Below are 20,605 nucleotides of genomic sequence, written 5' to 3'. Positions count from 1 at the left end.
GCCTCGCGAGCGGACGGTTACAGACCCGGTGAAGCACCCCACATGACCCACATCACCTACGATCCATCTTAGTCGGACAAATCGGAAGCCATGCGCATGCCAATCCAGCCCCTGACCTGCGCGTTGAGAGCCACGTCACACAAACGACCTTCCTCCCACATACGACCACAACTAGCAAAAGGGCTCATTGCGGACGCCTTCCCGGCCTGCTTGTCTGGATGACGTCGCACGGCGCCGACGTGCCCACCTGGGCCGCGGCGCCGCGGCATGCCCCCCGCCTCGCATCGCGTGGTTCCGGCATGTCTCGACGGACTGTCCCCGACGAAAGGCTCACCGTGTCCGCTGTTTCTCTCCTCCGCCGCATCGCCGCCCCGAAGAAGGCCATCGCCGGTGCCGCTCTGGCCGCCGCCACGGCCGGCACGCTGTTCGCCGCCGCCCCCGCGCAGGCCGCGACCTCCTCCTCGGCGCAGGCGATCGCGAAGAAGATGATCTCGGACTCGGCCCAGTACGAGTGCTTCTCGAACATCGTCGACCACGAGAGCGACTGGAACCCCAACGCCACCAACGCCTCGTCCGGTGCCTACGGCCTCGTCCAGGCCCTCCCGGGCAACAAGATGGCCTCCGCCGGTTCCGACTGGAAGACCAACCCGGCCACCCAGATCAAGTGGGGCCTGGACTACATGAACGAGCGCTACGGCAGCCCCTGTGGCGCCTGGGACTTCTGGCAGGCCAACAACTGGTACTGAGCCACCGGCACCGAGCCTGGCACTGAGCCGACCTCGCCAGACAGGACCGAAGGCGGCGGCCCCCGATCCCCGGGGCCGCCGCCTTCGCCGTATCCGGCGTTCTAATCGCCGTCGCCGTGACCGTGGGCGCGGACCTGTAGTTCCTTCACGCCGTTGATCCACGCGGAGCGCAGTCGGCGCGGGTCGCCAGCCAGCCGCAGGTCGGGCAGGGCGTCGGCCACGGCGTTGAAGATGAGGTCGATCTCCAGGACCGCCAGGGACTTGCCCAGGCAGTAGTGCGGGCCGCCCCCGCCGAAGCCGAGGTGGGGGTTGGGGTCGCGGGTGATGTCGAAGGCGTCGGGGTTCTCGAAGACCTCGGGGTCGTGGTTGGCGGAGGCGTAGAAGATGCCGACCCGGTCGCCCTTCTTGATCTGCTTGCCGCCCAGCTCCGTGTCCTGCGTCGCCGTGCGCTGGAAGGACACCACCGGGGTCGCCCAGCGGACGATCTCCTCGGCCGCCGTCTCGGGCCGCTCCCTCTTGTACAGCTCCCACTGCTCGGGGTGGGTGAGGAAGGCGTGCATGCCGTGGGTGATGGCGTTGCGGGTGGTCTCGTTGCCCGCGACGGCCAGCATCAGCACGAAGAACCCGAACTCGTCCGAGCGGAGATTCCCTTCGTCCTCCGCCGCGACCAGCGTCGTGACGAGGTCCTTCGCCGGGCACGCCTTCCGGTCGGCGGCCATGTTCATCGCGTAGGAGATCAGCTCGGTGGCCGACTCCTGGCCGACCTCCTCGGTGATGGCGTACTCGGGATCGTCGTACGAGATCATCTTGTTGGACCAGTCGAAGATCTTGGCCCGGTCGTCCTGCGGGATGCCGATCAGCTCGGCGATGGCCTGGAGGGGCAGTTCGCAGGCGACCTCGGTGACGAAGTCGAAGGGACCGGGGTGTTCGCGGGCGTTCGCAGCGATGTTCAGCGCGCGGTTCCGCAGGCGTTCCTCCAGGGCGCGGATGGCGCGCGGGGTGAACACGCGCTGGACGATCTGGCGGACCCGGGTGTGTTCGGGCGGGTCCATGTTGAGCAGGATCAGCCGCTGCGCGTCGATCGCGTCGCGCTCGATGTGCTCGTTGAAGCGGATGATCGCGGTGTTGAGGGTGGACGAGTACAACTCCGGGTGCGTCGACACGTACTTGACGTCCGCGTGCCGGGTCACCGCCCAGTAGCCCTCGTCCTGGAACCCGGCCACGTTGCCCGACTGGGGGATCCAGCGGACCGGTTCGGCCCGGCGCAGCTCGGCGAACTCCGGGAGGGGCACGCGGTGGTGCAGCACGTCGGGGTCGGTGAAGTCGAACCCGTCGGGAAGCGCGGGACAGGGCATGGGCAGCTCCTGACGGCTCATCAGCTACGAGATTCGGAGTGACGGTAGTAACGGGTTCTACAACAGGCAAGAGCCATGGACCCCCCAATTGCCCGCACGACCCTTGCGGTCACTGAACCTTCGTCAGCAAACTGCAAGCAGAACTAGAACGCGTACTAGTTCCGCAGAACCTCGGAGAGGACCCGCACCCATGGCTGCCGAACCCGTGATCGTCGAAGCCGTACGCACCCCGATCGGCAAGCGCGGTGGCGCGCTCGCCAACCTCCACCCCGCTTATCTCCTGGGCGAGACCTATCGCGAACTCCTCGGCCGCACCGGCATCCCCGCCGACTGCGTCGAACAGATCGTCGGCGGCACGGTGACCCATGCCGGCGAGCAGTCCATGAACCCCGCGCGCACGGCGTGGCTCACGATGGGCCTGCCGTACGAGACGGCCGCGACGACCGTCGACTGTCAGTGCGGGTCCTCGCAGCAGGCCTCGCACATGACCGCCAACATGATCGCGGCGGGCGTCATCGACGTCGGGATCAGCTGTGGCGTCGAGGCGATGTCCCGGGTGCCGCTGGGGTCGGGATCCAAGCACGGGCCCGGAAAGCCGTTCCCGGATGAATGGAATGTCGATCTGCCCAACCAGTTCGAGGCGGCCGAGCGCATCGCCCGCCATCGGGGGCTGACCCGGGAGAACGTCGACTCACTGGGACTGCTCTCGCAGGAACGGGCCGCCGCCGCCTGGGCCGAGGAGCGGTTCAAGCGGGAGACGTTCGCCGTCCAGGTCCCGACGACCGAGGAGGAGCAGCGCGCCGGGCAGGGCATGTGGCGCCTCGTCGACAAGGACGAGGGCCTGCGCGACACGTCCATGGAGGCGCTGGCGGGCCTGAAACCCGTCATGCCGACGGCCGTTCACACGGCGGGCAACTCGTCGCAGATCAGCGACGGCGCGGCGGCGATCATGTGGGCGTCGAAACGGATGGCGCGTGCGCTGAAGTTGAGGCCGAGGGCGCGGATCGTGGCGCAGGCGTTGGTGGGTTCCGACCCGCACTTCCACCTCGACGGCCCGATCGACGCGACGAAGGCGGTGCTGGGCAAGGCCGGGATGTCCCTGAAGGACATCGACCTCGTCGAGATCAACGAGGCGTTCGCGTCCGTGGTGTTGAGCTGGGCGCAGGTCTTCGAGCAGGACCTGGAGAAGGTCAACGTCAACGGCGGTGGGATCGCGCTCGGGCACCCGGTGGGGGCCACCGGGGCCCGACTGATCACGACCGCGCTTCATGAACTGGAGCGGGTGGACAAGGAGTTCGCCTTGGTGACCATGTGCGCCGGGGGCGGGTTGGCCACCGGCACGATCATTCAGCGGCACTAGCCGACGGCCGACGTCCAGTTGACGAAGGTGGTGAACGCGGCGGGGTCGAGGGTGAGGGTTGGCCCCGCCGGGTTCTTGGAGTCGCGGATGGCGAGGGTGGCGTGGGGGGTTTCGGCGATCTCGATGCAGTTGCCGCCCTGGTCGCTGCTGTACGAAGACTTGCGCCAGGCCAGGGCCCCGAGCGGCGCGCATTCGACGCAAGAGCCGCCCTGGTCACCGCTGTAACTGGACTTACGCCACTGGATCCCCGCCGGAATCGCGTTGCTCGCCATAGCGTTCCTCCATTACCCGCCGGATCAACTCCGCCGAGTCCTTGAGGGAAAGCGCGGCGGCTTGCAGATGATCGTAACGGAGCGAGCAGTCTTTGACGGTGTCTGGATTGGCCGTCGGATGCCCGCTGCCGTAGCCCTCGGTGTAGACAATGGGCGGGTCGCTCGGGAAGCGGAAGAGGTCGAACGAGCCTTGCAGGCCCGCGTGGGCTCCGACCGAGAACGGCAGCACCTGGACGTTGACTCGGGGATCGTTCTCGAACGACAACAACTTGGCGAGTTGTTCCCGCATGACCTCCGGACCACCGATCTCCTGATGCAGCACGGCTTCGCTGATGATCGCCCAGAACACCGGCGGCTCGCTCTTCTCGAAGATGCGCTGGCGGGCCAGCCGTACCGACGTACGGTCGTCGAGGTCGCTCTGGTCCATCGCACCGAGCACAGCACCCGCATACGCCTTGGTCTGCAACAGCCCATGCACCAGGTGCGTGTGGAACGTGCAGATCTCGATCGCCCGCGCTTCCAACTCCGCCACTTGCTGGAACCAGGCCGGAAGTTGACTACGCATCACCAACTCATGCAACCGAGCCAGTAACCCACCCGTCTCCAGCGCCAGATCCGCCCGCTCGCTGAACTGCAACGTCGGCAGCTTCCGGGCCGTCTCGATCTGGCCGACCAGCGACCCGGTGCAGTAGACGATGCCCCCGAGCTCCTTCTGGGTCAGCCCGGCGGCCTCGCGGTAGCGCCTCAGCTCGAAGCCGTAGTAGTCCAGTGGCGACGCACCCGGGTCGAGGGTGTTGATGTGGGTCACGCAGAGCCCCCTCTCCTGCAACACGGCTCAATTTCGGAACCGGTTGTATCTGTCCTGTAGCCCACGGTAGTTGTACGAGGTCACGCTCATACCGTGAACGGATACATTCCTCCCACCTACCTGGCCCCCTTCCGCTCCCAGTACCGAATGCGCCTCACCGTCGGCACGCACTCGGCCCAGCACATCCGCGCCATCGCCCGCTCGCTGCTCGACGAGTGGAGGATGCGCGATCTGACCGACGCCGTCGAGCTGGGCGTGACCGAGCTGGTCGCCAATGTCGTACGGCATGTTCCGGACCGGCGGTGCGAGGTGCTGCTGCTGCGGCAGACGCGCGGGGTGCGGGTCGAGGTGACGGACGGCTTCGGTCAACTGCCCGCGTTTCCCGCGCAGTCGACGCCGGATGACGAGCACGGCCGAGGGCTCCTGCTGTTGGACGCGGTATCCGACAAGTGGGGCGTGGATGCGGTGAGCGGAGGCGGCAAAACCGTCTGGTTCGAGTGCCGGGCATGAGCGGCCGTGTCCTTAGCTCTGTCCCGGGAAGGGAAAGTCGGTGGAAACGTCGTTCCAACCCGGAACCACGACATCGGCGTCGCCCTCCTCCGGCACGGGATATGAGCGATAGGTCGCCTTGCCGCCGGGGAGAGTGGTGGTCTCGGCTCCTTGCGGGCCGTCCCAGTCCAGGTGCAGCCGCCAGCGGCAGTCGGTGTGCGCCGTGTTGAGCTTCAGGCGGATGCGCACGGTGTCCCGCTTGTGGACGGTGTACGAGAACGTGGCGGGTGACAGACGTGGCCTGGCGTCGTCGAAGTCCACGGCGTAGTGGTGTTCGGGCAGTTCGCCACACCCTCCGAGGGTGGTGAAGGAGGGTACCGAGTCGGTCTCGGACCGTTCCTCGACCTCGATACGGATGCGCTTGAGCACCACGTCCTCGCTCAGGGAACTGCGGACGACCAGGTCGAGGTGCTCGATGAGGAAGTCCGCTCCGAGCCGTGACAGATCCTTTCTGAATCCCTCCCAGTCGTCCTCCATGACCCGTACGTCGCCGCCGGTCAGTTCGTCGACCTTGCGTTGCATCTCCGGCACGGACACACCGTCGGGCAGTGTGAAGAAAGCGGAGCAGGTCAGCGGGTCGGCTCGGACGACGAGCGGTTCGGGCGGCTTGGACGGCTTGGACGGCTCGTCGTCGCCGAACACCGAACTCATCCCTTGGTCGAGCCAGGTGACGGCCTGAGTGGCCAGCGCGGCACCCAGTGCCGTCAGGAAGGCTCCGACCAGGATCCGGCGCCGCGAGCGCCACACGCGTTGCCGCGCGGAAGTATCTCCGCCGTCGCCGGTGGATCCGTCGCCTCCGTCGTCTCCCTGGGAATGGGGGTCCTCAGCTGTGGTCACGAGTTCAGCTATGGCACAGAATCCCCGTTCCGGCCCGCCCATTCCACTGGATCGCCTGAAAGCAGCCAGTTCGACGGCCTCGTTTGCCTTTAAAGTGAGGACCCTTGCGAGGCTCGGGGGAACGGGGCGGACGCGGCGATGGCGCGAATTGTCGGTGTGCACGGGGTGGGCAAGCAGCGGCTGGGCAGCCACACGCTGCGGAAGGAGTGGGAGCCGGCACTCGCCGACGGCCTCGACCGGGCGGGCAGCTCAACCCTCGGTCCACTCGGTCCGGGTGATTTCCGGATGGCCTTCTACGGCGACCTGTTCCGGCCCCCGGGCCACACCCTGGCCGTCGGGGACCCGATGTTCACGTCGGCCGACGTCGACGAGGGCTTCGAGACCGAGCTGCTGCTGGAGTGGTGGGCGGAGTGCGCCCGGACCGATGCCGCCGTGCCGCCGCCCGGCGCGACGGACACGCTGGCACGTTCGCCGAGGGCGGTGCAGACGGCGCTGCGGGTGCTCCAGCACGCGCGCTTCTTCGCCGATGTGTCCCTGCGGGCCCTGGTCTTCGACCTGAAACAGGTGCGCCGCTACCTGACGAACGACATCCTGCGGGCGGCGGCCCGCGCCCGCGTGGAGGAGGCGATCGGACCGGACACCCGGGTGGTCGTCGCGCACTCGCTGGGCTCGGTCGTGGCGTACGAGGCGCTGTGCGCGCGGCCCGACCACCAGGTGCGGGCGCTGGTGACGCTGGGCTCGCCGCTGGGCATGCGGATGGTCCTCGACCGGCTCCGGCCCGAACCAGGCGGCTGGCCGGGCACGTCGGCGTGGACGAACGTCGTCGACGAGGGCGATGTGGTGGCGGCGGTGAAGGACCTGTCCCTGTTCTTCGGCACGGGGGTGTCAGGGATGACGGAGGTGACGGGGAAGGTCGTCCACAACGGCTCGCACGCCCACGACGCGACCCTCTACCTCACGGCGAAGGAGACCGGCGAGGCGGTGGCGGAAGGGCTGGCGGAGGGGCTGACGTGAGCGGGAACGCCCCACGGCGGTTCCTGATCGCCACCGCCGTCAGCCACTACCCGCACGCGCCGGAGTGGGACCGTCCGGGCCTGGTCGAGGCACGCCGCGGGATGGTGGAGCTGTTCACCGGCAAGCTCGGGTACGAGCACGTCTCCGACCTGGGCACGAACCCGACGCAGGGCCAACTGCTGCGCGAGCTGAGGGAGTTCTGCCGCGCACCGGAGCGACGGTCCGACGACATCCTGGCCGTGTACATCGCCGGGCACGGTGAGCTGCTCGACAACGACGAGTACGTACTCCTGACGTCGGACACCAATCCCGACGACCTGTACGACGCCCTTCAGCCGAGCACCCTGGCCCGGAAGATCCTCGCCGGGACGAAGGTACGGCGGCTGCTGCTGATGCTGGACACATGTTTCTCCGGTAATGGCGGCAACGAACTGCTCGCGGCCATGGCCAAGTTGAAGAGCGGTTGGCGGGACGAGAATGCGGGCCTGGCTGTGATCACATCAACCCAGCCGAACACGCTGGCCCAGAGCGGAGCGTTTCCCGAGCTGCTGACGGAGGCGGTGACAAGTCTGGCGACAGCCGGTCATGCTCCGCAGCTGCTGTCGCTGGGGGCCGTCGTCGAGGCCACGCGCAACGACCCCAAGCGGCCCGGCTTCCAGCACATCGGCTGGGACGCCATCGGCCTCACCGGCGAGATGCCGCCCTTCCTCCCCAATCCCAAGTACCGCAACCGGCTGTCCCACACGGACATGGCTCTGCAGCAGGCGGCGGAGTGGAAGGAGCAGGACAAGCGGCGGGACATGGAATTCCGGACGCGTCTGCTGCGGCGGGCCATGGGGCACCGGGACGAGCATCAGGTGGGGTGGTGGTTCTCCGGGCGGCATCAGGCACTGGAGGACATCACCGAGTGGCTCCTGCAACTCCCCGATGAGCGGCCCACGTTGGTGGTCACGGGTGATCCCGGGTCGGGCAAGACAGCGGTTCTGGGACTGCTGGCTGCGGTGAGCGACCCGGAGTACCGGCGCACCGTCCCGTTGACGAGCCTGGGTCTGGAGGACCGCCCCTTGCCGCCGCCGAAGACCATCGGCACAGCGGTCTACGCCCAGAAGCTCACCAACCAGCAGATCGTGCGCGCGCTCGCCGCCGCGCTGCGGCTGCCGCTGACGGAGGCGGTCGGCGAGCTATTGAACCATCTCAACGGCCGTCCTGAACCCGACCGCCCTCGTGTGGTGTTGATCGACGGCCTTGACGAGGCGGTGACTCCGTCCGATCTGTGCACCCAGGTTCTGCGTCCCTTGATGGATCTGGCGGGGCGTCACCTACGGCTGCTCCTGGGTACCCGCCCGCACCTCTTGGCGCCGCTCCGCCTGGACCGGCCGGATCAGATCGACCTCGACTCGCCCCGGTACGCCGACCCGGAGGCCGTACTGGCCTACACGATCCGCAATCTGATCGACGCGCACCTCGACTCGCCATACCTCGACTGCCCGCAGGTCCTGCGGCTCGGGGTGGCGCAGGCGGTCGCCGCAGCCGCCCAGGACTCCTTCCTCGTGGCCCGCATCGCCGCCGGCACCCTCGCGGCGACCTTCACCATCCCCGACCCCGGGGATCCCACCTGGCGCAGGTCGCTCCCGAGCGCGGCAGCCGACGCCATGCACAACGATCTGCATCAACGGTTCGCCGACGACGCCACGAAGGTTCTCGATCTGCTGCGGCCGCTGGCATACGCCGAGGGACAGGGCCTGCCCTGGGAGGACATCTGGGCGCCGCTCGCCTCGGAACTGTCCGGGCGCCGGTACAACAACGAGGATCTGCGTCAGCTGCGGTTGGACGCCGGGGCGTATGTCGTCGAAGCACTTGAGGACGGGCGGTCGGTGTACCGGCTGTACCACGAAGCGATGGCGGAGTACTTGCGTCAGGGCCAGGACGTCGACAAGGCACACCGGGCGTTCACCTCGGTGCTGCGACGCACGGTGCCTTACCAGCTCGACGGCAGCCCGAACTGGGCTCACGCCCACCCGTACGCCCTGCGCCACTTGGCGACCCACGCGGCCGCCGCCGGTCGGCTCGATGCGGTGCTGGCCGACACCGAGTACCTGGTCCACGCCGACTGCGACACTCTCGCGCCCCACCTGCTGAAGGCCGAGGGCGACACAGCACGACTGCACGCGGCGAACTACCTCGTCTCGCTGAACGTCCACCGCAGTCTCGACGTGCCGAGCCGCCGCCAACTCCTGGCGTTGAACGCCGCCCGCTTCAACGTGCCGTCGCTGCTGGAGGCGTTCAACAGCAAGGCCGCCGAGCATGCGTGGAAGCCTGTCGCCGCGTCCGGTTCGCAGGTTTCGGGCAGCATGCGCAATGTGTTCGCGGGCCACACCGGCAGCGTGCAAGCGGTCGACTGTACGGAGTTGGACGGCCGCCCGGTCGCCGTCTCGGGTTCCTGGGACCGCACCGTGCGCATCTGGGACCTGACCACCGGACAGCCCATCGGAGCACCTCTGATCGGCCACACCCACGCGGTGTCCTCGGTCGTCTGTACGGAGTTGGACGGCCGCCCGGTCGCCATCACCGGCTCCAACGACAACACGGTGCGGATCTGGGACCTGACCACCAGTCGACCTGTCGGAGAACCGCTGACCGGCCCCACGAAGGCTTTGCGCGTACTGGCGTGTACGGAGTTGGACGGCCGCCGGGTCGCCGTCGCTGGCTCCTGGGACGGCACAGTGCGGATCTGGGAACTGGCGACCGGACAGCGCGTCGGTAGCTTCGGGGAAGACCTGCACCTCCTGGCGTGCACCAGCCTGAGTGGACGCCCGGTCGCCGTGACGCGCTCCGTGGACTCGACGCTGCGCGTGTGGGACCTGTCGGCCCTCACCGAGCTGGGTTGGCTGGAGAGTAACGGTCAGGATGAGATCGCGACGCTGACCTGTACGGAGCTCGACGGTCGCCACATCGCTGTCGGCTGCACGCATGAAGGGCACATACACATCTGGGATCTGGAGACACTCCAGGACCTGGCCACGTGGCAAGGTCTTACCGACCGACCGCTCTCGGTGGTGTGTGCGGAACTGAACGGCAGTCGAGTAGCACTTATCGGCTCCCTTCACGGCGCGATGGAGATCTGGGAGCTCGCAACCCAACGGCAGATGGGATCCCTGTTGAAGGGTCACAGCTCCAGTGTGCGGTCAGTTGCATGCGCGTCGTTGTCCGAGCAGTTGGTCGCTGTCAGCGGGTCGGACGATGACACGGTCCGGGTCTGGGATCTGTCACCTCGCCAGATCATCGGTCGACCGGTAACCGGTCATGCCAGTGTGGTCACCGACATGGATCTCGCGGTTCTGAACGGACGACCGGTCTTCGTAACCGCCTCCGAGGACAACACAGCGCGGGTGTGGGATCTCGACACGGGTCTGCCCTTGGGGAAGCCCTTCCTGCACTCCGCCAGCGTTCTGGACGTGTCCTGTACGACCCTCCGCGGGCGTGCAGTCGCCCTCACCACCGAGGGGAGCCGCACTGTTCGGGCCTGGGACATCGAGACGGGCGAGGCCCTCTGTCCACCCATCCACACCGAGTACGACGTCTCTGATGTTGCGTGCGCTGTCCTGAACGGTCGTCCAGTCGCGGTCGTCACATTGGATCACCCCGACCTGTGGGTGTGGGACTTGTCAACCGGCGGGGAGTTGTACCCACCGCTGAGGGGCCATGCCGACTGGGTGGTGGAGGCAACGTGCACTGTCCTGGACGGTCGTCCTGTCGTGATCACAGGGTCACGCGACACGACCATGCGGATCTGGGATCTGGCTACGGGACGGTCCGTTGGTAGGCCCCTGGCCGGCTACCTGCCCGCGACCATCGGCTGCACGGTGCTGAGGGACCGACCGGTGGTTGTGAGTCGCGCAGAGGACGAGACTTACCGCATATGGGACCTGCGGACGGGCAGGCACGTCGGACAGCCGCTGGCAGTCCCTACGGAGCCTGTGAACGCTCTGGTGTGCACCGAGTTGGACGGGCACCCCGTCGCCATCACCGGCTCCGACGACAACACAGTGCGGATCTGGGACCTCTACACCAGCAAGACCATCAACGTCATCCACGTGGCGGGGGAGTGCAATGCCCTGGCCCTGGACGACACCGGCCGCCTGGCCTGCGCCTTCGGCAACGACGTAGCCATCTTCACGCGCCAGTGAACGCTTTCCCCCAGTTCCGCGTCTTCGATCACGTGGCCCAAGCCGAACAGCTCACCCGCGCGAGACCTTCTGAGCCGGCACCCCCGGCCCAGAACCCCAAGCGCATACTGCGCACGGTCTGGACCCGTCACCGGGTGCCGCTGCTCGCAACCCTGCCCATGCTGCCGCTGTACGGGATCTGGTGGGCCTTCCTCGCCACCGGCGGCGGCGACCTGGCCGCCCAGTACGCCTGGGCCGGTTTCGCGACCCGGCACGGCGACTCGGCGTACAACCTGTTCTGGTACGGCGGCACGCACACCGCCAACTACAGCCTGATCTCCCCGTACTTGATGGCCGGCCTCGGCGTCCGCGCGGTCACCGTCGTCTCCGGGCTCGTGGCCTCCTGGCTGGCGGCCGTTCTGATCACCCGGGTCGACGGGCTCCGCAGGCCCCTCGGCCCGGCGCTCCTCGCGTCCTTCGCGCTGTGGTGCAACGTGGCCTCCGGCCGCACCACCTTCGCGCTCGGCGTCGCCTTCGGGCTCGGCGCCTGTCTGATGCTCATCCGGCAGCGGCGTATCGTCCTGGCCGCCGTCTGCGCCGCCCTGGCAACCATGGCCAGCCCCGTGGCGGGGCTGTTCGTGGCGGTCGTGGGGGCCGCCTATCTCCTCACCCGGGACTACGTACGCGCCCTCGCCCTGCTCGTCCCGCCCGCGGTCACCGTCGGCGCGACCACCCTCCTGTTCCCCTTCAAGGGCGAGCAGTTGATGTTCGCGGACCGTATCTGGCAGCCCGCCCTCCTCGGTCTCGCCGTCACCTTCCTCGCCCCGCGCACCTGGCGCGTCGCCCGCTGGAGCGGTGCCGTCTACGCGGCCGGGACCGTGCTGGTGTATCTCGTCGCCTCCCCCATCGGCACGAACGTCGAGCGCTTCGCCGAACTGTTCGCGCCCGCCGCGCTGCTGGCCGTCCTGCTGGCCCGGCCCTCTCTCGCCGGGTTCCGCCGGAAGCTGCTCGTCTTCGCGCTGGTCTTCTCCGTCGGCTGGGTCGTCAAGAAGACCGGCGACGACCTGTACGTGTCCACGAAGGTGCCGGCCTGGGCCGCCGAGACCCACGGAGTGGTCCGCGCCCTCGACCGCCTAGGCGCCGATCGCACCCGCGTCGAGGTCGTCCCGGCCCGCAACCACCGCGAGGCCAGCGGGCTCGCCCCGCACGTCAACATGGCCCGTGGCTGGAACCGGCAGCTCGACATGGAGCGGGCCCGGCTGTTCTACGACGGGTCGTTCTCGGCGGCGACGTACCGGAAATGGCTGGACCGCTGGGCCGTCGGCTTCGTCGTGCTGCCCCTGGGCAGGCCCGACGGCTACGCCAAGGACGAGGCACGGCTCGTACGCGATCACCGGCCCGAGTGGCTGGAGCCGGTGTGGCAGGACGCGCACTGGCGGGTGTTCCGGGTGCGGGACGCGGTGCCGCTGGTGTCGGGGCCCGCGAGCGTCGTGTCGACGTCCAGCGCCGATGTCGTCATACGGATGTCACGGCCGGGGATCGCCACCGTGCGCATCGCCCATTCGCCGTGGCTGCACGTGGACGGCGGTGGGTGCCTGGCCCCGAAGGGCGAGTTCACGCAGCTCGCCGTAGCCGCGCCCGGCGAGTACCGGATCAGCTCGGAGTACGGTCCTTCACCGGGGCCGGGGACCGGCTGCTGACCTTCTCCGCCCGGTCCGTCTCCTCCCGGTCCGTCTCCTCCCGGGCCGTCACCGCCCGGGCCTTCACCACCCCGGCCCGCGGCCCCTGGAACAGGTACGTCACCCCGAAGCCCGCGCCCACGACCAGCGCGCCGCCGACGGCGTCCAGCACCCAGTGGTTGCCGGTGACGACGATCGCGGTGACCGTGAACAGCGGGTGCAGCAGGCCCAGGGCCTTCATCCACCACCTGGGGGCGAGGATGACGATGACCAGGCCACACCACAGGGACCAGCCGAAGTGCAGGGACGGCATCGCCGCGTACTGGTTGGTGAGCTCGGTGAGCGTGCCGTAGTCGGGCCGGGTGAAGTCCTGCGGGCCGTTGACCGTGTCGATGAAGCCGAGGCCGGGCACCAGGCGGGGCGGGGCGAGCGGATAGAGCCAGAAGCCGATCAGGGCGAAGACGGTGGCGAAGCCGATCGCGGTGCGGGCCCAGCGGTAGTCGACGGGGCGGCGCCAGTAGAGGACGGCGAGGATGGCGAGCGGGACGCCGAAGTGGAACGACTCGTAGTAGAAGTCGAAGAAGTTCCGCAGCCGGTCCACCCCCACCACCGCGTGGTTGGCCCAGTACTCGATGTCGATGCCCAGGGCGCGTTCGACGGAGTGGATCTCCTCGCCGTGCTGCTCCGCGGTGGCCCGTCCGGCCGAGTTGGAGCCGCCGGCCGCCGCCAGCCGGATCTGGGCATAGGCGTAGTAGGTGACCCGGATCAGCAGCAGCTCGAAGAACAGGTTCGGACGGCTGATCACCCGGCGCAGGAACCGCACCAGCGGGATGTGCCGGAAGCGGGACGGCACCGGGGCGGCGTACCGGGTCGGAACCGGCGTCTGCCAGTACGGCGACGTGCGCGACAGGAACGGCACGACGGCCGCCGTGGCGAGGGCGGCGAGGAGGACGAGATCGGCGCGCAGGGGGTGCAGGAGCACCTTGTCCGGCACCATCATCCTCGCCGGCAGCGTCATCACCAGGACGACGGCGACCGGCCACACATACCGGTCGCCAGCCCGCTTGCCGACCTGCCCGACCACCGCCAGCAGCACCCACAGCAGCTGGTGCTGCCAGGCGGTCGGCGACACGACGATCGCCGCGCAGCCTGTGATCGCCACGGCGAGCAGGAGCTGTCCGTCATGGGCGTAGCGCACGGCGCGGCGCAGCGCGAGGACGGCGACCGCGCCGCCCAGCAGCAGGAAGAGGGCGATCTCCAGCGGGCCGGTCAGCCCGAGCCGGAGCAGGGCGCCGTGCAGGGACTGGTTGGCGAGGTCGTCGGCGCGTCCGCCGAGGCCGACGCCAGCCAGGTGGTGGACCCAGTAGGTGTACGAGTCGTGCGGCATCGCGACCGCCGCGAGCACCGTGCACCCCGCGAACGTGGCCCCCGTCGAGAGCGCGGCCCTACGACGGCCGGTGAGCCACAGCAGCGGGGTGAACAGCAGCAACGTCGGCTGCAGCGCCGCCGCGAGGCCGATGAGCACACCGCTGGCCCGCTCGCCGCGCACGGCGAAACAGCCGAGCAGGACGAGCAGGACCGGGATGATGCTGGTCTGGCCGAGGTAGAGCGTGTTGCGCACCGGCAGCGACAGCATGAGCAGGCTGATCGCGACGGGCGCGGCGAGCAGCGAGGTACGCCGGCTGACCGGCTGGGGCAGGGCGCGGGCGGCGACCAGGCCGAGGGCGACGACGAGCAGCAGCGTGCCGAAGGTCCAGCCCCAGCCGAGGGCCTGCTCGGCGGCGCGGGTCAGCGGCTTGAGGACGAGCCCGCCGAACGGCGTCCCGGTGAACTGCGTCGAGTCGTACAGCGACCCCTTCACATGCAGGACGCCGTCCGGACCGACCCAGGTCTCCAGGTCCGTCAGCCGCTCGCCGCTCGGGGTACTGAGGACGACGGCCACTTGTCGTACGGCGAGTATCGCGGCGACCAGCCACAGGCCGAGCCGCGCCACGCGCACGCGTGCCTGGACCACGCCGACGGCCGTCGCTCCTCCCAGCGCCTCCGCCGGTCGCCCACCGTGCTCCGCCTTCGCCACGCCTCGTCGGCCTCCCGCCCCGCGTTCGGACCTATGGACCTATGGACCTATGGACCTATGAGGGCTCGCACCCACCCCGGTGGGAGAGACGCGGGCAACCCCCGCTTCACCTGACGTCCGCTCTCCTTTCGCCCGGTTGACGATAGTCCGGGGGTGGTTGGCCCGCCTCCGGTGAATGACCGCCCACCGGCGCGGAATCGATCACATCGCGGAACGCGACCCCCGGAACCGGATCATCCGCCGTACCGTCTGAAGCCCTGGCGCCGCCGCGCTGGAGGGACTTGCGGGATTGGTGGGGTTGGCGGGAATGGAGGGGCTGCGCGCAATGGCTGACTTACTGCTGGACCGGGACCGGGACCGGGACGGGGATGGGGACGGGGAACAGGACCTGGCCCTGAACCGCCGGCGCCCACGCGGCCGCGCCCTCACCATCGCCCTGACGCTGCTCGCCCTCCAGCTCGGCCAGCTCGTGGCACCCGCCTGGGCGTGCGGCTGCGGGGCCATGGTGCCCGGTGACGCGCGACAGATGAGGGTCGGCCGCGAGGAGTCCGTCGTGCGGTGGGACGGCGAGCGGGAGCAGGTGGTGATGCGGCTGACCGTCGGCGGGGACGCCGAGCGGGTCGCATGGATCATGCCGGTGCCGCGGCGGGCGACGGTCCGCCTCGGCGACCCCGAACTCTTCGACGAACTGCACGACGTCACGGCCCCCATGCACCGCGAGCGCCGCCACTTCTGGCCCCAGGACGGCGACTGGCCCCTGCTGACCGGCGACGGCCCGGCCGGCCGCCCACCCCCGCCCTGCGCCGACGCGGGCCCCCCGGTGGGCGTCGTCGGCAAGCAGCGCCTCGGCCCCTTCGACGTGGCCCGGCTGACGGCCACCGACCCCGACGCCCTGGACGACTGGCTCGACAGCAACGGCTTCGCACTCCCGCCCCGGCTGGACGACGCCTTGCGCCCGTACGTCCGAAAGCGCTGGGAGTACGTCGCGGTAAAGCTGACCCCGCAGACGGCGGGCACCCCCCTCACCGGCACGCTCGACCCCCTCCACCTCACCTTCAGGGCCGACGAGCCGGTCTACCCGATGCGCCTGTCCCGCCTCGCCGACACCCCCCAGTCCCTCGGCTTGTACGTGCTGGCAGCGCACCGCATGGAACTCGCCTCCCGGATCGGCGGCGAACGCCCTCGCGTCACCTACGCCGGACGGGTGAAGGCGAAGACCGGCCCCCTGGCCGACCTGTCGGCGGGCACGACGTTCCTCACCGCGATCGGCCAGGAGTTCCCGCGTCCCGAGCGGATCTCCGGCGACCACGTGCTGCGCCGAACACCGTCCGACGACACCTTCCAGCAGGTGATCTACGAGGACCGGCTGCGCACCGTGGCCGGAATCCCGGCATGGCTGCTCACGGTGACCGGCGGGCTGATCCTGACCGTGGCGACGGCGACCACGTCGGCCGTACGACGCTCCCGACGGCCTCAGTCGCCGCCACCCCCGACTCCACCCTCGCCCCCGACCGCCCAGCCTCCTGCGCCGACCGCCGGAATCGACCATCCTGGTATCGCGGACCGGGAAGAGGGGTAGTTAGCGCATCTAACTACCCATACGAAAGGCAAGGCGATGAGCGAGTCGCAGCTCTGGAACGACGTCGACGAGTACTTCTCCGCCCACCTCTCACCCGACGACGACATCCTCCAGGCGGCCCTGCGCGACAGCGAGGCGGCGGACATCCCGATGATCAGCGTCTCCGCACCCCAGGGCAAGCTCCTCCAGCTCCTCGCCGAGATCCAGGGCGCCCGCAACATCCTGGAGATCGGCACGCTCGCGGGCTACAGCACCATCTGGCTGGGCCGTGCCCTGCCCGCGGACGGCCGCCTGATCTCGCTGGAGTACGACCCCAAGCACGCCGAGGTCGCCACCCGCAACCTCGCGCGGGCGGGCCTGGACAAGATCGTCGAGGTGCGGATCGGCCCGGCCCTGGAGTCGCTGCCCAAGCTGGCCGACGAGAACCCGGCCCCCTTCGACCTGGTCTTCATCGACGCCGACAAGGTCAACAACCCGCACTACATCGAGTGGGCCCTGAGGCTCACCCGCACCGGCAGCCTGATCGTCGTGGACAACGTGGTGCGCGGCGGCCGGGTGACCGACGCCGACAGCACCGCGCCGGACGTCCAGGGCACCCGCGCCGCGATCGAACTGATCAGCAGCCACCCGAGGTTGACCGGCACGGCGGTCCAGACGGTGGGCAGCAAGGGCTACGACGGCTTCGCGCTGGCGCGGGTGCTGTAGGGAGACGTAAGGAATGTGGCGGGGGCGGCTCAAGCCTCGTGATAGAAGCCGACGTTGACGCTGCGCGGCGCGGTGCGGTCATGGACGATGATCTCGCCGCTGCCGCCCCTCGGCAGCGGCACCGTCCCGCCGTACACGATCGGCTGGGCGTACTCCCCCACGGTCAACTGCACCTCGGAGGACGGGTCGGGCTGCGAGCCGCGCAGCCAGGTCACCTGCCAACTGCCGTCGGGGCCGCACAGGAACTCCAGGTGGACACGGGAGATGAACAGCCAGTCGTCCGGCGTCGACAGTCGGCACACCGACTTGTCCCGGCCCACCCGCAGCACGGCGCCCGGCTCGCTGGGCGCGTCGGCCATGAGCATGCCGGCCGTGGCACCCTCGTCCGCCGCGGACACGGCGGCCATGGTGAGTTCGAGCACGAGCGCCCCTCCTGAAACATCCTTGTACAGCGGCCGTTTGGCCGCGCCCGCATGATAAATCGCCCGGCGCCACCGCGTCCGGCACAATGAACTCATGACCGAGCGAAAGCCCCCCGGTGTCCCGTTCGAGTCCTGGGTCGACAAGCAGATCCACGACGCGCAGGCGCGCGGCGACTTCGACAGACTGCCCGGCCAGGGCAAACCCCTGCCGAACGACCTGGAATCGCCGTACGACGAACTGTGGTGGGTCAAGCGCAAGATGGCCCGCGAGGGCCTGTCGGTGCTGCCCCCGGCCCTGGCCCTGCGCAAGGAGGCGGAGGACGCCTTGGCGGCGGCGCACGCGGCCCCGACCGAACGAGCGGTCCGCAAGATCATCACGGACGTCAACGTCAAGATCCGCGACATGCTCCTGAAGCCCCCGCCCGGCCCACCCCTGGGCCGGAAGCCGTACGACGTGGAGGAGGTCGTACGGGAGTGGCGGGAGCGTCGGGAGGAACGCCGGACGGCGGACGAGCCAGGTGCGTCCAGCGGGTCCGGTGCGTCGCGTGTGTCAGAGACGTAGGAGCCGTTCCGCCAGCTCACGGTAGTCGCGCAGCGCGAGACGGAGCTGCTCGGTGTCGACGTTGGTCTTGGTTTCGAGGTCGGCGTTGGCGTTCTCGTCATTCTCGTCGTCGGCGGACTGCCAGGACCGGCGCAGGGTGCGCCGGCGCTGGGTCATGGCCTCGGTGAACCGCCCGACGAGGTCCTCGACCACGTGATCGGCCTCCTCGACGGCGGCCCGCGGTTGATCGACGAAGCGGGCCACCGCCTGCTGCACCCGCAGCTCAAGCCGGTCGCGCTCGTCGTGCGCAAGGAGGGGCAGGTCTTTCACGACGTCCGTCATGTCAGTCAACTCCTCGTCGCGTGCTGCCTGTTGGAGGTCCGCACGAGGTCCTCGAACAACGCGCGCCCCTCGATCAACGCCTCGCGCATCTCCTCGGTGTCCGGCCGCCCCTCGCTGCCGTGGGCGACCCGATGGACGTGCCGGTAGCCCTGCACATGGTCCGCGTGGTGCACGGAGAGGGCGGAGAGCTGCTCCTCGTAGCGCTCCCCGTCCGGCTGCATCCAACAGCGGCTCCGCCGCGGGCCTCGGGCCCGCGCCAGCTCGGCGAGCAGCTGATCGGCCTCCCCGACCGCCTGCCGCGGCGCATCGACGAAGTGCTCCTGGGCCGCGGCCCAACGAGCCTCGAACCGCTCGGCCTCGTCCGGCTCCAGGGCCCGCTCCCGCAACCCGCCATGCCGCTCGACCAGTTGGGCGAGCTCACGCTCGGCGGCCGCGGCGTCCCCGTGGTGCCGGGCCACGGCCCGCTCGTATTCGGGCCCGAAGCGCCGCTTCAGGCCCCGACTGCCCTGCGCACCCCGAGCGCGCAGGACCAGGACGGCGGCGCCGCACAAGACGACGACCACCGCAACCACTACCAGAATGATCACACCTGTGGACATGTCTGCCGGGTTCCCCCAGGACGCGCCTCAAACGGCCAGCGCCCAACACACCCTGACGAAAGCGCGGTTGATCGTAATTCCGTTGTGGCGGCCGACCAGGTCAAGTAGGGTCACGGACGTGAACACCGGATCGGCACTAAGCCACGCACGGATCGGCTACCCGGTGGTGGTCTGATCGCACGGTGGGTGCGAAGAAGGCACCCCCTCAGTTCGGCACGTGGACCGCCCGGCACTCGCACACCCGCGAGTCCCGAGACCCAAGTCCATCTCCCTCTCCATGCCGAACAACCGTGAGGTATCACCGAATGACAGCCACGTTCAACCACACCATCATCGCCGCCAAGGACCGCAACGAGTCGGCCCGGTTCTTCCAAGAGCTGTTGGAGATCCCGGACGCGCCGTCCTGGGGTCCGTTCACCAACATCCAGCTCGCCGACGGGGTGCTGCTCCAGTTCGCCGAGCCGCCGGTGGAGATCCAGATGCAGCACTACGCGTTCCTGCTCGACGACGAGCTGTTCGATCGCGCGTACAGCCGGCTGTGCGAGCGCGGCATCGTGCACTGGGCCGACCCGCAGATGAGCCGCCCCGGCGAGATCAACCACGGGCACGGCGGTCGAGGCGTGTACTTCAAGGACCCCGCCGGCCATGCGATCGAGCTGATCACGCAGCCGTACCTCTAGCCGAGGGAACCTGGTCGGGCACGCACCGCGCATGCCCGACCAGGCAGCAGCTATTTCGCTTGCGGGCCCACCGCCTCCCCCACGGAGAATGACGGCCATGACCTGGACCGTCGCCCCTGAATCCCCCGACTCCCCCGTGGCCGCCGCGCTCTGGCGGGCGTACTACACGGAGGTCAGCGACCGCTACTACCTCCTCCACAAGGGGCACCGCACCGACCCGGCCGAGCTGGAACGCGAGATAGCCGCCCACACCGGTTCCGAACTCACGCCGCCCAAGGGCCAGTTGCTCATCGCGCGTTACGGGGGCGAGCCGGCCGGTTCCGCCGGCATCAGGCTGCTGGACGCGGACACCGCCGAGCTCACGCGGGTGTTCGTGCACGAGTCGATGCGCGGCAAGGGTGGCGGCGGGGTCCTGGTACGGGCAGCCGAGTCCACGGCCCGCACCTTCGGCGCCACCCGCGTCATCCTCGACACCCGCCACGACCTGATAGAGGCCCGCACCCTCTACACCCACCTCGGCTACGAGGAGACACCCCCGCACAACAACGCCGTCTACGCCGAACACTGGTTCACCAAGCCACTGCACTGACGAGCGCCCCGGCGTCGGAGCGGGCGCTGCTGGGGGCCTGCGGCCCCCAGACCCCCGCTTCGGCCCTGAAGGGGCCTCGTCCTCAAACGCCGGACGGGCTGAAATTGCCTGGACCGGCGCCGAGAAGCCGCCGTCGCTCAACCGCCGGCGTACAGCGAGGGCGCGTACCCCTACGGGCCGGCAGTCGCGTACGGCGGCAAGGGGACGCGTCGGGGGGTGTCCGCCCGCAGTGGCCGGCGTCAACACGCAGCACCTCTTGACCTAAGTCCAGCCGCCGGTCCGAGG

19 protein-coding genes are annotated in these 20,605 nt (G+C 69.3%); 11 read left to right on the top strand and 8 right to left on the bottom strand.

The window, feature by feature from the left end:
* Positions 1-335: 335 nt before the first annotated feature.
* Positions 336-746, top strand: a complete 411-nt coding sequence (locus ACIA8X_RS32180) for a transglycosylase SLT domain-containing protein (protein ID WP_393441926.1) — start codon at positions 336-338, stop codon at positions 744-746.
* Positions 747-847: 101 nt separating this feature from the next.
* On the opposite strand, the gene ACIA8X_RS32175 is transcribed toward ACIA8X_RS32180, so the two are convergent.
* A complete protein-coding gene (locus ACIA8X_RS32175; protein WP_399459738.1) occupies positions 848-2,101 on the bottom strand; it encodes a cytochrome P450 in 1,254 nt (417 codons plus the stop codon).
* Between the two features lie 190 nt (positions 2,102-2,291).
* On the opposite strand from ACIA8X_RS32175, the gene ACIA8X_RS32170 reads away from it, so the two are divergent.
* Positions 2,292-3,461, top strand: coding sequence for a steroid 3-ketoacyl-CoA thiolase (locus tag ACIA8X_RS32170; protein WP_393441921.1), 1,170 nt, complete (start codon positions 2,292-2,294; stop codon positions 3,459-3,461).
* Here the strand turns inward: ACIA8X_RS32170 and ACIA8X_RS32165 are convergent.
* Positions 3,458-3,733 (bottom strand): DUF397 domain-containing protein, encoded by a 276-nt coding sequence (locus ACIA8X_RS32165; RefSeq protein WP_393441919.1) that lies wholly within the window; start codon positions 3,731-3,733, stop codon positions 3,458-3,460. The two genes, ACIA8X_RS32170 and ACIA8X_RS32165, sit on opposite strands and share 4 nt — an antisense overlap.
* Positions 3,693-4,541 carry a helix-turn-helix domain-containing protein gene (locus ACIA8X_RS32160; RefSeq protein ID WP_393441916.1) on the bottom strand — a complete coding sequence of 283 codons (849 nt, stop codon included), beginning with the start codon at positions 4,539-4,541 and terminating at the stop codon, positions 3,693-3,695. Before ACIA8X_RS32160 ends, ACIA8X_RS32165 begins: the two co-directional genes overlap by 41 nt.
* A 93-nt stretch (positions 4,542-4,634) precedes the next feature.
* Between ACIA8X_RS32160 and ACIA8X_RS32155 the strand changes: the two genes are divergently transcribed.
* A complete protein-coding gene (locus ACIA8X_RS32155; RefSeq protein WP_393441914.1) occupies positions 4,635-5,051 on the top strand; it encodes an ATP-binding protein in 417 nt (138 codons plus the stop codon).
* A 12-nt stretch (positions 5,052-5,063) separates the two neighbouring features.
* Here ACIA8X_RS32155 and ACIA8X_RS32150 read toward each other — a convergent pair whose 3' ends face one another.
* Positions 5,064-5,927, bottom strand: a complete 864-nt coding sequence (locus ACIA8X_RS32150) for a hypothetical protein (protein ID WP_393441912.1) — start codon at positions 5,925-5,927, stop codon at positions 5,064-5,066.
* Between the two features lie 138 nt (positions 5,928-6,065).
* On the opposite strand from ACIA8X_RS32150, the gene ACIA8X_RS32145 reads away from it, so the two are divergent.
* The 3 genes from ACIA8X_RS32145 to ACIA8X_RS32135 all read left to right on the top strand — a co-directional run bounded on the left by ACIA8X_RS32145 (position 6,066) and on the right by ACIA8X_RS32135 (position 12,807).
* Positions 6,066-6,941 (top strand): hypothetical protein, encoded by an 876-nt coding sequence (locus ACIA8X_RS32145; protein ID WP_393441910.1) that lies wholly within the window; start codon positions 6,066-6,068, stop codon positions 6,939-6,941.
* A complete protein-coding gene (locus ACIA8X_RS32140) occupies positions 6,938-11,128 on the top strand; it encodes a caspase family protein (RefSeq protein ID WP_393441907.1) in 4,191 nt (1,396 codons plus the stop codon). The genes ACIA8X_RS32145 and ACIA8X_RS32140 overlap by 4 nt, the downstream gene beginning before the upstream one ends.
* Before the next feature lie 158 nt (positions 11,129-11,286).
* Positions 11,287-12,807, top strand: coding sequence for a hypothetical protein (locus ACIA8X_RS32135; RefSeq protein ID WP_393443205.1), 1,521 nt, complete (start codon positions 11,287-11,289; stop codon positions 12,805-12,807).
* Here ACIA8X_RS32135 and ACIA8X_RS32130 read toward each other — a convergent pair.
* Positions 12,761-14,863 carry a bifunctional glycosyltransferase 87/phosphatase PAP2 family protein gene (locus ACIA8X_RS32130; protein WP_399459736.1) on the bottom strand — a complete coding sequence of 701 codons (2,103 nt, stop codon included), beginning with the start codon at positions 14,861-14,863 and terminating at the stop codon, positions 12,761-12,763. The genes ACIA8X_RS32135 and ACIA8X_RS32130 overlap by 47 nt on opposite strands.
* Positions 14,864-15,188: 325 nt before the next feature.
* On the opposite strand from ACIA8X_RS32130, the gene ACIA8X_RS32125 reads away from it, so the two are divergent.
* Positions 15,189-16,442, top strand: coding sequence for a DUF2330 domain-containing protein (locus ACIA8X_RS32125; protein WP_399459735.1), 1,254 nt, complete (start codon positions 15,189-15,191; stop codon positions 16,440-16,442).
* Between the two features lie 36 nt (positions 16,443-16,478).
* A complete protein-coding gene (locus ACIA8X_RS32120) occupies positions 16,479-17,147 on the top strand; it encodes an O-methyltransferase (RefSeq protein WP_393441902.1) in 669 nt (222 codons plus the stop codon).
* Positions 17,148-17,176: 29 nt separating this feature from the next.
* Here the strand turns inward: ACIA8X_RS32120 and ACIA8X_RS32115 are convergent, their stop codons facing one another.
* On the bottom strand, positions 17,177-17,569 hold the full coding sequence (locus tag ACIA8X_RS32115) for a hypothetical protein (protein ID WP_399459734.1): 393 nt from the start codon (positions 17,567-17,569) through the stop codon (positions 17,177-17,179).
* Between the two features lie 94 nt (positions 17,570-17,663).
* Here ACIA8X_RS32115 and ACIA8X_RS32110 point away from each other — a divergent pair, with 94 nt between their 5' ends.
* Positions 17,664-18,131, top strand: a complete 468-nt coding sequence (locus ACIA8X_RS32110) for a DUF1992 domain-containing protein (RefSeq protein WP_399459733.1) — start codon at positions 17,664-17,666, stop codon at positions 18,129-18,131.
* On the opposite strand, the gene ACIA8X_RS32105 is transcribed toward ACIA8X_RS32110, so the two are convergent.
* A complete protein-coding gene (locus ACIA8X_RS32105; RefSeq protein ID WP_399459732.1) occupies positions 18,120-18,452 on the bottom strand; it encodes a hypothetical protein in 333 nt (110 codons plus the stop codon). The genes ACIA8X_RS32110 and ACIA8X_RS32105 overlap by 12 nt on opposite strands.
* 5 nt (positions 18,453-18,457) lie before the next feature.
* Positions 18,458-19,051, bottom strand: coding sequence for a hypothetical protein (locus ACIA8X_RS32100; protein ID WP_399459731.1), 594 nt, complete (start codon positions 19,049-19,051; stop codon positions 18,458-18,460).
* 305 nt (positions 19,052-19,356) lie between these two features.
* Between ACIA8X_RS32100 and ACIA8X_RS32095 the strand changes: the two genes are divergently transcribed.
* The gene (locus ACIA8X_RS32095; RefSeq protein WP_393441892.1) at positions 19,357-19,731 is read left to right on the top strand and encodes a VOC family protein; all 375 of its coding nucleotides are present in this window, start codon (positions 19,357-19,359) and stop codon (positions 19,729-19,731) included.
* A 97-nt stretch (positions 19,732-19,828) separates the two neighbouring features.
* Complete coding sequence (locus ACIA8X_RS32090; RefSeq protein ID WP_399459730.1) at positions 19,829-20,320, top strand: GNAT family N-acetyltransferase; 492 nt, start codon at positions 19,829-19,831, stop codon at positions 20,318-20,320.
* The last annotated feature ends 285 nt before the right edge of the window (positions 20,321-20,605 follow it).

Origin of the sequence: Streptomyces sp. NPDC051738, from assembly GCF_044453205.1 — a bacterium.
Lineage (GTDB): Bacteria > Actinomycetota > Actinomycetes > Streptomycetales > Streptomycetaceae > Streptomyces.
Note: the sequence above shows the minus strand (reverse complement) of the source record. Positions and strands in the feature narration are given on the sequence as shown.